Source organism: Mycobacterium sp. 94-17, from assembly GCF_035617725.1.
In the GTDB taxonomy this organism is placed as follows: Bacteria; Actinomycetota; Actinomycetes; order Mycobacteriales; family Mycobacteriaceae; genus Mycobacterium.
In genome coordinates this window covers 51,826-66,357 of the sequence record NZ_JAPIYN010000014.1, presented here as the reverse complement: position 1 = coordinate 66,357, position 14,532 = coordinate 51,826, and the positions used below count along the sequence as shown (strand labels likewise).

General features: G+C 68.2%; 14 protein-coding genes. 7 read left to right on the top strand and 7 right to left on the bottom strand.

Annotation, left to right across the window (positions count from 1 at the left end; genetic code table 11):
- Positions 1-14: 14 nt before the first annotated feature.
- Positions 15-707 carry a DUF3043 domain-containing protein gene (locus OQ789_RS16905; protein ID WP_324687170.1) on the bottom strand — a complete coding sequence of 231 codons (693 nt, stop codon included), beginning with the start codon at positions 705-707 and terminating at the stop codon, positions 15-17.
- A gap of 190 nt (positions 708-897) precedes the next feature.
- Between OQ789_RS16905 and OQ789_RS16900 the strand changes: the two genes are divergently transcribed.
- Together OQ789_RS16900 and OQ789_RS16895 are read left to right on the top strand one after the other, a co-directional pair.
- Entirely contained in the window at positions 898-1,974 is a 1,077-nt protein-coding gene (locus OQ789_RS16900) for a glycerate kinase (protein WP_324687261.1), read from the top strand.
- A 96-nt stretch (positions 1,975-2,070) separates the two neighbouring features.
- Positions 2,071-2,430: a HesB/IscA family protein gene (locus OQ789_RS16895; RefSeq protein WP_007770699.1), complete on the top strand. Its 360-nt coding sequence runs from the start codon at positions 2,071-2,073 to the stop codon at positions 2,428-2,430.
- A gap of 66 nt (positions 2,431-2,496) precedes the next feature.
- Here the strand turns inward: OQ789_RS16895 and OQ789_RS16890 are convergent, their stop codons facing one another.
- Positions 2,497-3,171, bottom strand: a complete 675-nt coding sequence (locus OQ789_RS16890) for a hypothetical protein (protein ID WP_324687167.1) — start codon at positions 3,169-3,171, stop codon at positions 2,497-2,499.
- A 178-nt stretch (positions 3,172-3,349) separates the two neighbouring features.
- Between OQ789_RS16890 and OQ789_RS16885 the strand changes: the two genes are divergently transcribed.
- Entirely contained in the window at positions 3,350-4,321 is a 972-nt protein-coding gene (locus OQ789_RS16885) for a carbohydrate kinase family protein (protein ID WP_324687166.1), read from the top strand.
- A gap of 25 nt (positions 4,322-4,346) precedes the next feature.
- On the opposite strand, the gene asnB is transcribed toward OQ789_RS16885, so the two are convergent.
- On the bottom strand, positions 4,347-6,314 hold the full coding sequence (asnB, locus tag OQ789_RS16880; RefSeq protein ID WP_324687165.1) for an asparagine synthase (glutamine-hydrolyzing): 1,968 nt from the start codon (positions 6,312-6,314) through the stop codon (positions 4,347-4,349).
- A gap of 121 nt (positions 6,315-6,435) precedes the next feature.
- On the opposite strand from asnB, the gene OQ789_RS16875 reads away from it, so the two are divergent.
- The 4 genes from OQ789_RS16875 to OQ789_RS16860 all read left to right on the top strand — a co-directional run bounded on the left by OQ789_RS16875 (position 6,436) and on the right by OQ789_RS16860 (position 9,722).
- Positions 6,436-7,545 carry a cytochrome c oxidase subunit II gene (locus tag OQ789_RS16875; protein ID WP_324687164.1) on the top strand — a complete coding sequence of 370 codons (1,110 nt, stop codon included), beginning with the start codon at positions 6,436-6,438 and terminating at the stop codon, positions 7,543-7,545.
- Between the two features lie 13 nt (positions 7,546-7,558).
- On the top strand, positions 7,559-7,978 hold the full coding sequence (locus OQ789_RS16870) for a cytochrome c oxidase subunit 4 (protein ID WP_112634514.1): 420 nt from the start codon (positions 7,559-7,561) through the stop codon (positions 7,976-7,978).
- Between the two features lie 176 nt (positions 7,979-8,154).
- Positions 8,155-9,090 (top strand): MmpS family transport accessory protein, encoded by a 936-nt coding sequence (locus OQ789_RS16865; protein ID WP_324687163.1) that lies wholly within the window; start codon positions 8,155-8,157, stop codon positions 9,088-9,090.
- Positions 9,090-9,722 carry a DUF2561 family protein gene (locus OQ789_RS16860; protein ID WP_324687260.1) on the top strand — a complete coding sequence of 211 codons (633 nt, stop codon included), beginning with the start codon at positions 9,090-9,092 and terminating at the stop codon, positions 9,720-9,722. Before OQ789_RS16865 ends, OQ789_RS16860 begins: the two co-directional genes overlap by 1 nt.
- Positions 9,723-9,931: 209 nt before the next feature.
- Here the strand turns inward: OQ789_RS16860 and OQ789_RS16855 are convergent, their stop codons facing one another.
- The 4 genes from OQ789_RS16855 to OQ789_RS16840 all read right to left on the bottom strand — a co-directional run bounded on the left by OQ789_RS16855 (position 9,932) and on the right by OQ789_RS16840 (position 14,409).
- Complete coding sequence (locus OQ789_RS16855) at positions 9,932-11,632, bottom strand: cytochrome bc complex cytochrome b subunit (protein ID WP_324687162.1); 1,701 nt, start codon at positions 11,630-11,632, stop codon at positions 9,932-9,934.
- Positions 11,629-12,840: a ubiquinol-cytochrome c reductase iron-sulfur subunit gene (locus OQ789_RS16850; protein ID WP_324687161.1), complete on the bottom strand. Its 1,212-nt coding sequence runs from the start codon at positions 12,838-12,840 to the stop codon at positions 11,629-11,631. The genes OQ789_RS16855 and OQ789_RS16850 overlap by 4 nt, the downstream gene beginning before the upstream one ends.
- Positions 12,841-12,910: 70 nt before the next feature.
- Positions 12,911-13,768 carry a cytochrome c gene (locus OQ789_RS16845; protein ID WP_324687159.1) on the bottom strand — a complete coding sequence of 286 codons (858 nt, stop codon included), beginning with the start codon at positions 13,766-13,768 and terminating at the stop codon, positions 12,911-12,913.
- 29 nt (positions 13,769-13,797) lie between these two features.
- Positions 13,798-14,409, bottom strand: coding sequence for a heme-copper oxidase subunit III (locus tag OQ789_RS16840; RefSeq protein WP_324687158.1), 612 nt, complete (start codon positions 14,407-14,409; stop codon positions 13,798-13,800).
- Positions 14,410-14,532 lie beyond the last annotated feature (123 nt).

Below are 14,532 nucleotides of genomic sequence, written 5' to 3'. Positions count from 1 at the left end.
CTCTCCGGCGAGCTCTATTCGACACTGCTGCCGTGCTTGACCTGGGGCCGCGGCGCCCGCAGCCGGCGCATCTGAGACGCCCGTCCGGCTGCATAAAGCCCTAATTTCCAACGACTTTCGGTATTCTTGGGGAACTTCGCGTCGACCAGCCTGCTGACCTTGCGGCCCAGGATCAGGCCGTCCACGCTCATCACGACCATCAGCACCAGCATGGCCGGCGACACCCACAGCTGCAGCTGTGGCACGCCAAACATGGCGAACATCAAGAACAGGGTCGACGGCATGAACAGGCCCAGCAGATTGCGTCGGGAGTCCACCACGTCGCGAACGTAGCGGCGGATGGGGCCCTGGTCGCGGGGCAGCAGGTAGGACTCTTCGCCGGCCATCATGCGAGCCCGGCGATCCGACATGCGGGCACGGCCGGCGGCCTTGTCCGCCCGGCGCTCCTCGCGGCTGAGTTTGGGGCCGGCCAGCGTTTTGCGCCGGGCCCGCGCCTCGGAGGCCGTCATGGGCGCGGGCGCCACCGGCCCCTTCTTGGCGTTGCGGCGGGCCACGTTGCGCTTGGGCGTGGGGCGCCCCTTGGGGCCCGTCCGCTGCGCCTGTAGAGCCGCCTCGTCCGCGGCGCCGCCGACGCCGGAGGCACTCGCCGCGGCGGCGCTCTCGTCGAGATCGGTGTCCTGGCCCTTCTTACGGCCCAACAGCTTCACAGTGGCCAGGTTACTTCGCGGCGGAGTCGCACCGGAATTCGCCTGGAATGCCTTGCTATTAGCCCTGCGTGACCGCGTCCCCGGCCCTACTCTTACACGAGATGAACGGCTGCCTTTGATGAATGACGGGTCGACGACCTTCGGTGTTGATGGTCCCGGCCTCGCCCCCGGCCGCCTTCAGCTGCCCGCCATGCAGGTTCTGGTGGCTCCGGACTGCTTCGGCGAGACCATTTCGGCCCTGGAGGCCTCCGCCGCCATCGCGACCGGCTGGACGCGGTCGCGTCCCGGCGACCGGTTCGTCGTCGCCCCGCAGTCCGATGGCGGGCCCGGCTTCGTCGAGGTGCTGGCCAGCAGGCTGGGCCAGATGCGCAGCCTGCGGGTGTACGGCCCGCTGAAGGCCATGGTCGACGCCGAATGGGTGTTCGATCCCGCCTCGGCCACCGCCTACCTGGAGTGCGCGCAAGCATGCGGTTCCGCGCTGATCGGCGGGCCGCCCACCCCGGAGACCGCCATGGCGGCGCACAGCAAAGGCGTGGGGCAGCTGATCACCGAGGCGCTGCGGGTCGGGGCGAGGCGCATCGTGGTCGGGTTGGGTGGCAGCGCCTGCACCGAAGGCGGCCAGGGCATGATCGCCGAGCTCGGCGGCCTGGACGCCGCCCGCCGGAAATTGGCCGATGTGGAGCTGATCCTCGCCTCCGACACCGAATACCCGTTGCTGGGACCGTGGGGGGCGGCCCGGGTGTTCGGCCCGCAGAAGGGCGCCGACACCGCCACCGTCGCCGCGCTGGAGGTTCGCCTTCAGGCCTGGGCGCTGATTTTGGAGGCGGTGGCCGGACGAGACGTGAGCTCCGAGCCGGGGGCCGGGGCCGCCGGCGGCGTCGGCGCCGGGCTGCTGGCGCTCGGCGGCCGCTGCGAGTCCGGGGCGGCGATCATCGCCGAGCACACCCGATTGTCCGACGACCTGGACACCGCGGAGCTGATCGTCACCGGTGAGGGCCGTTTCGACGAGCAATCCCTGCACGGGAAGGTGGTGGGATTCCTCGCCGACGCGGCCCGGCCGCGGGGGATTCCTGTGGTCGTACTGGCCGGACAGGTGGATCTGGACAGCGCGACGGTACGCTCGTCGGGCATCATGGCGGCGTTGTCCATCGCCGAGCACGCCGGATCGGTGCGGCTGGCGCAGGCCGACGCGGCCAACCAGCTCATGGGATTGGCCTCCGTAGTTGCGGCGCGACTCGGGAATAGCGGCCCTGCAAGGTACCGTTGACGATGTGGACTTTCGGGCGGTCCGCACCGCCTGGCGCAAGCCGGGGATTGCGGGCTTGATCGACCCCACCCAACGATGAGGCACGTAGGAGAAGCAATGACGGTGCAAAACGAGTCGAACGCCACGACCACCCACGGCGTGATCCTGACCGAGGCCGCCGCCACCAAGGCAAAGTCCCTGCTGGACCAGGAGGGCCGCGACGACCTCGCGTTGCGCATCGCGGTGCAGCCGGGCGGGTGTGCCGGCCTGCGCTACAACCTCTTCTTCGACGACCGGGCGCTGGACGGCGACCTGACCGCGGAGTTCGGCGGTGTGAAGCTGACGGTGGACAGGATGAGCGCGCCCTACGTCGAAGGGGCGTCCATCGATTTCGTGGACACCATCGAGAAGCAGGGCTTTACCATCGACAACCCGAACGCCACCGGCTCGTGCGCCTGCGGCGACTCGTTCAACTGAGTTGATCCCGCCGGTCAGCCGGGACGGTCGCGCTCCGGCTGATGCGGTCGCCCCGCAGGCGAACGGCTAGTACGACCCGCCGGTGCGCAGCACATACGAGCAGACCATGATCTGGCCGCGCTGGAACAGCAGCTGCGCGATGCCCTGCACCTGCCCGTGCATCGGGCCGCCGCTCACCGGGGACACCCGCATGGTGAACAACGCCTGGGCCTGATACTGCGACAGGTACACGATCTTGTCGATCGAGGTCAGCTCCACCTCGGAGAACTGCTTGCGGAACGCGTCGCTGCTGAGCTTTGCCAGGGCCTGGTCGGATCGTTTGTCCTGGACGCCGTCGTACAGACCGCACAGCGCGTTGCGGGCGATCTCGTTGATGTCGCGGTGCTCGAGCGCGTCCAGATAGCCCTGAATAGCGGTCTTGGCCGCGCTCTCGGAAAACGTGGCGCCGGTGTTGGCCCCGTTGGTGCGCACCCCGTACACGATCGCCACGGTCAGCACCGCGACGAGCGCGATGGCCAGCACGAGGCCGGCGATCAGCCCCCGCTTGGACCGCTGCGGCGGGTACGGTACCGGCGGCTGCCCGGAATAATTGGCCGGAGCAGGCCCGGCTTGGGGGCCCGGGGCGAAACCCGTGTTGGGGTCGTCGGGAAACTCGAGTGGGGGGGATTGGCCGGGGGGCTCATGTCCGCTGGGTCCGCCGCTGCCGCCGCCGGTCTGGTTCGGCGAATGCGGACCTGCCATCGTGGTGCTCCTACGGTGGTAGACGGGACTGCAGGCGGGTTGGGGCCCGAGTCGGTCCCGGCGACGGAGTGAGTTCCCTAGGGAGGCTAGCGCACTGCCTCGCGCCGACCGTGCACGCAGCGACGGTCGAGGCGCGTGCGTAAGCTAGATAACCTTACTAACGAAGGGTGGAGTTTTCGTGACGATCGCGGTGACAGGTTCGATTGCAACCGACAATCTGATGCGGTTCCCCGGACGGTTTTCCGAGCACCTGCTAGCCGAGCACCTGCAGAAGGTGTCCCTGAGCTTTCTGGTTGACGACCTGGTGATTCACCGCGGCGGCGTGGCGGGCAACATCGCGTTCGCCATCGGCGTGCTGGGCGGCGACGTGGCCCTGGTCGGCGCGGCCGGCGACGATTTCGGCGAATACCGCGAGTGGCTGCAGTCACACCGCGTCAACTGCGACCACGTGCTGATCTCGGAGACCGCGAAAACGGCGCGCTTCGTCTGCACCACCGACCAGGACATGGCCCAGATCGCGTCCTTTTATCCCGGCGCCATGTCGGAGGCCCGCAACATCAAGCTGGCCGACGTCGCTGCCGCGGGCAAGCCGGACCTGGTGATCATCGGCGCCAACGACCCCGACGCGATGGTGGTGCACACCGAGGAGTGCCGCAAGCTGGGCCTGCCGTTCGCCGCCGACCCGTCCCAGCAGCTGCCCCGCCTCTCCGGCGAGGACATCGACAAGCTGGTGGACGGGGCGGCCTACCTGTTCACCAACGACTACGAGTGGGAGCTGCTGCTCTCCAAGACCGGCTGGTCCGAGGCCGACGTGCAACGCAAGGTCGACCTGCGGGTGACCACGCTGGGCGCCAAGGGCGTCGACATCGTCGAGCGCGACGGGACCACCACCCACGTCGACGTGGTGCCCGAGACCAGCCAGACCGACCCCACCGGCGTCGGGGACGCCTTCCGGGCCGGTTTCCTCACCGGCCGCACCGCCGGGCTCAGCCTGGAGCGATCCGCTCAGCTGGGCTCGCTGGTCGCCGTGCTCGTGCTGGAGTCCACCGGAACCCAGGAGTGGGCGTGGGATTCCGCGGTGGCCAAGACCCGGCTGGCCGACGCCTACGGCGACGACGCGGCCGCCGAGATCTCAGCCGTCCTCGCCTGAGGCGTGGGTCCGCGGGGCGGGGCCGCTACAGCTGCACGGGATACTGCGGTTCGCTGATCTGGGGCACCACGCTGTGCTCGACGAAGATGGCGTACCAGAGCATGAAGATGAGCAGCGTCCACAGCCGGCGGCTGTGATCGCTGACGCCGTTGCGGTGCTCGTCGAGCATCCGGCGCACGGCGGCCTTGTCGATCAGGTGATCGGCCTGCGACAGGTCCACCATCGCGTAGGCCCACTCCAACAGCTCGCCCGCGCGTAGCCAGTGCCGGATCGGCACCGGGAACCCGAGCTTGGGCCGGTGCAGCACGTGCGCCGGAAGGATCGGCTCCAGGGCGCGGCGCAGCGCGTACTTCGTCGTCGCGCGGGTGATCTTTGCCTCGACGGGCAACCGGGAGGCGACAGCGAACACCTCGGGATCCAGGAACGGCACCCGCAGCTCCAGCGAGTTGGCCATGGTCATCTTGTCGGCCTTGACCAGGATGTCGCCGCGCAGCCAGGTGAACAGATCGATGTGCTGCATGCGGGCCACCGGATCCCAGCCCGCCGATTCCGCGTACACCGGGGCCGTGACATCGGTGTGCGTCCACTCCGGGCGGAAACGCGGCAGCACGTCGCGCAACTGCGCGTCGGAGAAGCTGCGGGCATTGCCGTAGTAGCGCTCCTCGAGCGTCAGGGACCCGCGGTGCAGCAGGCTCTTGCCGCGCATCCCCTCCGGCAGGGGTTTGGACACCTTGCCCATCGAACGCCGCAGCGGCCGCGGCAGATACTCGAAGGGCTTCAGCGACAGCGGCTCCCGGTAGATCGTGTAACCGCCGAACAGCTCGTCGGCGCCTTCCCCGGACAGCACAACCTTGACGTGCTTGCGGGCCTCCCGGGCGACGAAGAACAGCGGCACCAGCGCGGGGTCGGCCACCGGCTCGTCGAGGTACCAGACGATCTCGGGCAGGGCGGCGACGAACTCGTCGGGCTTGACCACCTTGGCGATGTGGCGGGCGCCGATCGCCTCGGCCGAGGCCACCGCGATGTCGATCTCGGAGAAGCCCTTGCGCTCGAAACCGGTGGTGAACGTGATCAGGCGCGGGTTGTGCCGGATGGCCAGCGCCGCGATGGCGGTGGAGTCGATGCCGCCGGACAGAAACGCCCCGACGGTGACGTCGGCGCGCATGTGCTTGGCGACCGAGTCCTCGAGCACCGCGGTGATCTCGTCGAAGCGGGCCTGTTCGGTGTCGCGGGTCATCGGCACCGCGGCAAAGCGCGGAGTGAAGTACCGGGTGACCTCAGGTGACAGACGATCGGGACGGATCCGGGCGTAGCAACCCGATTCCAGCCGGCGCACGCCTGCGTGCAGCGTCTCGGGCTCGGGCACGTACTGCAGCACGGTGTAGTGCTGCACGGCCCGCTCGTCGATGCCGGTGTCGAATCCGACCAGCTCGGCTACGTCCAGCAGGCACTTCTTCTCGCTGGCCACCGCCGTGCCGCCGGGGCCCGTCGCCATGAACAGCGGCTTGATGCCGAAAGGATCACGGGCACAGAACAATTCACGCGTTTCGGTGTCCCACAGCGCGAACGCGAACATGCCGCGCAGCCGGGTCAGGACGCCGGTGCCCCAGAAGTGGTAGCCGGCGACGATGGCCTCGCCGTCGCCGTCGGTGGCGAAGACGGCGCCGTGGGAGGCGGCCAGTTCCTGGCGCAACTCGAGGTAGTTGTAGATCTCGCCGTTGAACACCAGCACGTAGCGCTCGGGCGCGCCGGGCGGCCCCCAGCGCAGCGGCTGATGCGAATGCGCGATGTCGATGATGGACAGCCGGTTGAAGCCGAAGACCGCCCCGCCCTCGGCGCCCGCCGCTCCGAGATCGACCCACGTGCCGGGCTCGTCGGGCCCGCGATGGCGCATCGAATGGGACGCGCGCGCGACGGCGTCGTCGGCCCGGGCGTTGGCCCCTTGTCTTTCCGGGCCCTCCGGGGCGGCGACGAACGCCAGCAGACCACACACGGCGCCCCAGTATGCCGCACTTGCCGGGTGTGCGTGGCCCGGCGGGCCGGGGTTTCGTCGCCCGGCCCAGGCCCGTGGTCTACGCTGCGTAGTATTCGATATTCGAGCAGGAGGCGCTAACGTGACCCCTCGCGAGCAGGACCGTTCGCAACGTTTGTCGCAGGGCAGGTTTCGGCGCCGGTCCGGGGGCTCCGGGCGCCCGGCGAAAGCCGCTTCCCGCCGTCTTCGGCACGTCGCGCTGGCCTGCGTGCTGGGTGTGCTGGCGTTGTTCCTGAGCGGATGCAGCAGCTGGGCGGACGCGCTGGCGTTGGGCTGGCCGCGGGGCATCACGCCGGAGGCTCACCTCAACCGGGAACTGTGGATCGGCGCGGTGATCGCCTCGCTGGTGGTCGGCGGCATCGTGTTCGCCCTGATCTTCTGGGCGTCGGCATTCCACCGCAAGAAAGCGACCGACACCGACCTGCCCCGCCAGTTCGGCTACAACATGCCGCTGGAGCTGGCGCTGACGGTGACGCCGTTCCTCATCATCTCGGTGCTGTTCTACTTCACCGTGGTGGTGCAGGAGAAGATGCTGCACCTGGCCAAGGACCCCGAGGTAGTGATCGACGTCACGGCCTTCCAATGGAACTGGAAATTCGGCTATCAGCGCGTCGCCTTCAAGGACGGCACGCTGACGTACGACGGCGCGGACCCGGTGCGCAAGAAGGCCATGCTGTCCAAGCCGGAGGGCAAGGACGCGCACGGTGAGGAGCTCGTCGGTCCGGTCCGCGGGTTCAACACCTCGGACCGCCAGTACCTGAACTTCGACAAGGTCGAGACGCTGGGATCCAGCGACGAAATCCCGGTGCTGGTGCTGCCCACCGGCAAGCGCATCGAGTTCGACCTGGCCTCCGCGGACGTGATCCACACCTTCTGGGTGCCCGAGTTCCTGTTCAAGCGCGACGTGATCCCCAACGCGGATGCCAACAACTCGGTGCACGTCTTCCAGACCGAAGAGATCCAGACGCCCGGTGCGTTCGTGGGCCACTGCGCCGAGTTCTGCGGCACGTATCACTCGATGATGAACTTCGAGGTTCGGGTGGTGGCACCCAACGACTTCAAGGCCTACCTGCAGCAGCGGATGGACGGAAAGAGCAACGCCGAGGCGTTGCAGGCGATCGGGCAGCCCCCGCTCGCGGTGACCACCCACCCATTCGACACCAAGCGCGGTCAATTGGCTGGAAGCCAGTAGGTTAGGACACCAGATGCATATCGAGGCCAGGCTATTCGAGTTCATTGCCGGGTTTTTCATCGTGGTCGCGGTGCTCTACGGGGTGCTGACCGCGATCTTCGCCACCGGGGGCGTGGAGTGGGCGGGCACCACCGCGCTGGTACTGACTGGCGGCCTGGCGTTGATCACGGCGACCTTCTTCCGCTTCGTGGCGCGCCGGCTGGACACCCGGCCGGAGGACTACGAGGGCGCTGAGATCAGCGACGGGGCAGGCGAATTGGGTTTCTTCAGCCCGCACAGCTGGTGGCCCATTCTGGTCGCGCTGTCCGGGTCGGTGACCGCGGTGGGCATCGCGCTGTGGCTGCCGTGGCTGATTGCGGCCGGTGTGATGTTCATCCTGACGTCGGTGGCCGGGCTGGTCTTCGAGTACTACATCGGCCCCGAGAAGCACTGATTCGCGGCATAAAGGTCACAATCAGATCACGTGATCGGCGGGCTCTTCGCCACGACGGCTTTGCCCCTTTGGGGTTCGGTAGTGTTTTGCCCAGGCAAACGAGGAGCTTCCCAAGCGCCCGCCACGCGGGTCTTGCGCGCAGGTGAGGCAGTCGAACAGGGTAGGCAAAGGCAGAGATGAGCGGGTCGAGACCCCCGGGATGGGATCCTGACGAACCCGACCCTGCCGACCCGATCAGCCACCAACCGGATGCCGGTGAGCCCGAGGACCGCCCGGAACCGGGCGGCAATGTCGAGCCCGAGCCCTTCGACGACAGCGCCGGACCTCCCGCCGCGAAACAGGCGGACGAGACGGACGCGTATTCACGGGCCTACTCGGCGCCGGAGTCCGAGCACTTCACCGGTGGCCCCTACCTGCCGGCCGATCTGGGCCTCTACGACTACGACGACTTCGACGACGCCTCCGACGCCGAGCACGAACGCAGCACCGCGCGCTGGCCGTGGGTGGTGGGGGTGGCCGCCATCGTGGCCGCGATCGCGCTGGTCGTGTCCGTCTCGCTGCTGTTCGCGCGCACCGACACCAACAAGCTCGCCAACCCCGCGACCACCACCCCGTCCACGCCGCCGCTGCAGGACGAGATCACGACCACCAAGCCACCGCCCCCACCGCCGCCACCGCCACCGCCACCCACGACCGAACCGCCGCCGCCCCCGACAGCAACGGAGACCCAGACTGTGACGGTGACGCCCTCTCCGGCACCGCCGCCCCCGCCCGCGCCCGCCCCGGCGCCGCCGCCGGCGCCGTCCTCGGCGGCCGCGCCGCCGCCCACCACCCCCGCGGGCCCGCGCCAGGTCACCTATTCGGTGACCGGCACCAAAGCCCCGGGCGACATCATCTCGGTGACCTACGTCGACGCGTCCGGCCGGCGCCGCACGCAGCACAACGTCTACATCCCGTGGTCGATGACCGTCACCCCGATCTCCCAGTCGGACGTGGGCTCGGTCGAGGCGTCCAGCCTGTTCCGGGTAAGCAGGCTCAATTGCTCGATCACGACCAGCGACGGGACGGTGCTTTCGTCGAACAGCAACGACTCGCCGCAGACGAGCTGCTGATGGTCGGCGGCTATTCGGCGTATCGGCGCGGCGCGGGTGACGACACCATCGCGCCCGAGGTCATCGACCGCATCCTGGTTGGCGCGTGCGCGGCCGTCTACCTGGCGCTGCTCGGCGTCAGCGTGGCGGCCGCCGTCGCCCTGGCGGATCTGGGCAGGGGCTTTCACAAGGCGACCAGCAGCCCGCACACCACCTGGGTGCTGTACGCCGTCATCATCGTGTCGGCGCTGATCATCGCGGGCGCGATCCCGATCCTGTTGCGCGCCCGGCGCATGTCCGAGTCCGAGCCGGCCGCTCAGGCGATGACCGCGCCGGCGCGGGGGCCGGCGAAGCCGCTGGCGCGGCTGGGCGCCCTGCGCTCCGAGCGGACCACCACGGTGCAGACGGCGACGTCAGCGTCGGGCGCAGAGTTGTCGGGTGAGGCGGTGGACCGAGTCTGGTTGCGCGGCACCGTGATACTGATCGGCACCATGGGCGCGGCATTGGTCGCGGTCGCGACGGCGACCTACCTGATGGCGGTCGGTCACGACGGCGCGTCGTGGGTCGGATACGGCTTCGCCGGCGTCATCACCGCGGCCATGCCGGCGGTGGAGTGGCTGCACATTCGACAACTCCGCGAGGTCGTCGCCTAGCAGTAGCCACCGGCCGGTCGCGGCGGGGTTGCTGGGGGAGTCCTGGGGGAGCCAGGGGAGCCCTTGCCTGCGTCCGTGACACATAAACGTCTGCGAAGACACGCCGCCGGGCGGCGCCGCCGTGGTTTATATCTCGCAGCGACGTCCCGCACGCGGTCACGTCCCGCCGGCGCACGCAGACGATGAATGAGGGGGCCGAGGCGTCCCCGCTAGTGTGCGCCGCCCTCGCCGTTGGACGAGCCGTTCGTCGACCCGTTGCGGCCGTCCTGGTGCTCGCGCAGTGCGGTCAGGGCGCGCTGCTCGGAGCCGTGCGCCGCCTCACGCAATGCCGCGTCCTCGGATACCGGGTCGGCGAACAGGAAGCTGCCGCTGCCCGGCGATCCGCCCGAGCCCAACTTGTTCATCTTCTTGGGCAGGGCCGCGCCCTGGTACTCGAGCGGCAGCGGGTGGCCGTGGTCGTCGACCGGGCCCAGCGGCTGGTGCAGCTCGATGTAGGCGCCGTGCGGCAGCCGCTTGATGATGCCGGTCTCGATGCCGTGCTCGAGCACCGCGCGGTCGCTGCGCTGCAGTCCGATGCACCACCGGTAGGTGATGAAGTAGACGACCGGCGGCAGGATCACCATGCCGATGCGCCCGATCCACGTCGTCGCATTCAGCGAGATGTCGAACTTGAACGCAATGATGTCGTTCATCGCGCACAGGGTCAGCAACATGTAGAACGCGATCGCCATGGCCCCGATCGACGTGCGCACCGGCACGTCGCGCGGCCGCTGCAGCAGGTTGTGGTGCGCGCGGTCACCGCTGAACCGCTTCTCCAGGAACGGGTAGACCACCAGCAGGCCGAAAATCCCGCCCATGATCAGCGCTACCCAGACCGCCGCCGGAATGGTGTGGTGCCAGAAGTAGAACTCCCAGGGCGGCCAGATGCGGGCCAGGCCTTCGGTCCACATCATGTAGAAGTCCGGCTGCGAACCGGCCGAGACGTGAGAAGGCTTGTAGGGACCAAGGTTCCAGATCGGGTTGATCTGCAGCAGGCCACCCAGCAGGCCCAGCACGCCGACGATCGCGGCGAAGAACGCCCCGGACTTGACGGCGAACACCGGCATCACCCGGACGCCCACCACGTTGTGCTCGGTGCGACCGGGGCCGGGGAACTGGGTGTGCTTCTGGAACCACACCATGGCCAGGTGCAGCCCGATCAGCGCCAGGATGATCCCGGGCAGCAGCAGGATATGCAGGGAATACATTCGCGGAATGATGTAACCCGCTGTGGCGCATTCGCTTCCGACGCCGCCACAGGGGAAGTCACCGCCGAACAGGGCCCAGTGCAGCCAGGTGCCGATCACCGGCATGCCCAACGTGATCGAGGACAGCGCGGCACGCAACCCGATGCCCGACAACAGGTCGTCGGGCAGCGAGTAGCCGAAGTAGCCCTCGAACATGGCCAGGATCAGCAGCAGCGAACCGATGACCCAGTTGGCCTCGCGCGGCCGTCGGAACGCGCCGGTGAAGAAGATGCGGGCCAGGTGCACCATGATCGACGCGGAGAAGATCAGCGCCGCCCAGTGGTGGACCTGACGCACGAACAGGCCGCCGCGCACCTCGAAGGAGATGTCGAGGGTCGAGGCGAAGGCCTTCGACATGTCCACGCCGCGCAGCGGCTGGTAGGCGCCGTTGTAGGTGACCTCACCCATGGACGGATCGAAGAACAGCGTCAGGTACACGCCGGTGAGCAGCAGCACGATGAAGCTGTACATCGCGATCTCGCCCAACAGGAATGACCAGTGCGTGGGGAAGACCTTGTTGAGCTGTCTGCGGACCGCCGCCGACGGGTGGTAACGCGTGTCGATGTCCTCGCCTTGGCGGGCCAGGACATCGTTCAGCTTCGGGGGACTCAGTTTCGGACTCATGTTGTCGTCCTCTCCCAGAATGCCGGTCCGACGGGCTCGATGAAGTCACCGTTGGCGACCAGGTACCCGTTGGTGTCGATGGTGATCGGCAGTTGCGCCAGCGCACGCGCGGCCGGCCCGAAGATCGGCTTGGCGAAATGCAACGCGTCGAACTGCGACTGATGGCAGGGGCACAGGATGCGGTAGGACTGCTCCTCGTACAGCGATGCGGGGCAACCCAGGTGCGAGCAGACCTTCGTGAAGGCGAACAATTCGCCGAAGTTAAAGCTCTCCTGGCCCTGTCGCTTGACCACGCGGCCCATGTCGGTGGGCCGAACCCGGATGAGCATCACCGGGTTTCGCACACCTTGGTTGATGGCCCGCAGCTTTTCCTGCGATTCCGGGGTGGTGCCGTCTCCGTCGGACTCCCGCCACGGGAAGACGGTTTCCATCCCGCCGGCGTCGAGGTCCTCGGGACGCATCTTGACGAACGGCGACGTCGAGGCCGAGCCGGTGGCACGGGCCAGATAGATGGTCTCGCCGTGGTAGCGCGGGGTCCACCCGGAGGTGAACAGCACCGCCTTCTTGCCGTCGGCGGTCTGCACCACCGGTTTCCACGGGTTCTTGATCAGCCCGCCGGCAAACGCGACCAGGGTGGACAGACCGAACGCGCCCAGCCCCATTCCCAGCGACAGGCCGATCAGCTTGCGCCGCCCGACCGTCGAACCCTGGTACGCGTCGGCCAGGTTGGCCACCACCGTCTTGCGGTCGACCTCACGCGAGGCGCCGTCGTGGCGGTCCTGGATCGAAATCTCTTCCGGGATAAAGCGTTTCTGATACAGGATGACGCCGATCCCGATCGACAGAATCGCCATCCCGAACGTCAGGCCGTACAGCGGTGTGGTCAGCGTGTACAGCACGCTGCCGGCTTCCTCCTTGGGCTTGTACTCCCACGGCCAGAACAGGAAGATCAGCAGCAGCGCCAGCCCGAAGAAGCCGCCCAGCAAAAGCCACAACGCGACGCCACGCTCGGCGCGCTTTTCGGCCTTGGTGCCCTCGATCGGCCAGCGGGGTTCCTTGAACACCGTTTCGACGCCGTCCAGCTTGCCGCCGAGCGTCACCAGTTCCTGCTGCGACATGGCGGCCAGTGCCGCGTCGTCGGGCTCCTTCTCGCCGGCTCCCTGCGGGTTCCCGCCGGTGTCAGAGCCGCGAACGTCGCCTTCGCTCATTTTGCGCCGCTCCTCATCGCTTCGTGCCACGCAAGCGGGAGGCGCCCCCACTGCATCGTCTCGACGCGGCTCATGCTCGTGCCCCAATCCACAATGCCAGCGCGATGGCGGCGACCATCCCGATGATCCAGGCGGCCATGCCCTCGGGCGCGGGTCCGAACCCGCCGAGGCCGTAGCCGCCGGGCTGGCGCTCCTCGGTCACCGCCTTGATGTAGCCGATGATGTCCTTCTTGGCTTCCAAGGACAGCTGGCGGTCGGAGAACTTCGGCATGTTCTGCGGGCCGGTCCGCATGGCCGCCAGAATCTGCTGCTCGTTGGCGGGCTCCAGGTCCGGCGCGTACTTACCCGACGACAGTGCGCCGCCCTTGCCGGTGAAGTTGTGGCAGGAGGAGCAGTTCAGCCGGAACAGGTCACCGCCGCGGCCCAGATCCTCGCCGCGCAGCGAGCGCATCGCCAGGCTGCCGTCCGGGTTGCGCACCGTGGTGGGGCCGCCGCCGTTGGCCTGGACGTAGGCGCCCAGCGCGTCGACCTGGCCCTCGTCGAAGATCGGGTCCTTGCGCGGCGCCTGGGCCTCGCCGGTCATCGCCGGCATCCGGCCGGTCGACACCTGGAAGTAGACGGCCTCCTCGCCGACGCCGATGAGGCTCGGCCCGCGGTCGGGCACACCCTGCAGGTTGGCGCCGTGGCAGGACACGCACGACGTGTCGAACAACTGCTTGCCGGTGCGCAGCAGCGCCGAGTTCGACTCGTCGGCGACGGCCACCTGCGGCCGCGGGGTCAGGATGGCGGCCAGGCCACCGGCAATGGTCAGCGCGATCAGCAGCAGCAGGCCGCCGGACAGCCGGCGACGCAGCCGCCGCCGGGAGCGGTCGCGCTGCCCCTGTGACGGCTTGGCCGCACCGGGTCGGGTAGATCCCAGTTTCTTCAACCGAGCACTCCTGTTCGTCCAGCGCCTGCTCATCGGATGAAATAGATCACGGCGAACAGCGCGATCCACACGATGTCGACGAAATGCCAGTAGTAGGAGACGACGATGCTGGCGGTCGCCTGCGCCGGCGTGAACTTGGTCATCGCGGTGCGGGCCAGCAGGAAGATGAAGGCGATCAGGCCGCCGGTGACGTGCAGTCCGTGGAAGCCGGTCGCCAGGTAGAACACGCTGCCGTAGGCGCTGCCGGGGATTGTGGTCCCGTGTGTCGCCAGATGGAAGTACTCGTAGCCCTGGCCGCACACGAAGAACAAACCCATCAGGAAGGTCAGCACGTACCAGCGGCGCAGCCCGAACACGTCGCCGCGTTCGGCCGCGAACACCCCCATCTGGCAGGTGAACGACGACGCGATCAGCACCAATGTGACCGGGACGGCCTGGTAGAGGTTCAGCTCGGTCGGCGGCGGCGGCCACTTGCCGCCCGCCTGGGCGCGGGCGGTGAAGTACATCGCGAACAGGCCGGCAAAGAACATCAGCTCGCTGGAGAGCCAGACGATGGTGCCCACGCTGACCATGTTGGGTCGGTTCAGCGAATGCACCCGCGACGTAATTGCAGTACCCGAAGTCCCGGCAGCGCTGGTCACATCCGCAAGTATGACGCTTTGTAGTTGTTGAACTCCACCCGGGGCGGCATTTGATGCCTGGCGCGTCGCGCCCGCGTGCGCGACGGGGAGGTTGGGGCGGGTGTGGTCGTCGTGGGACCATCT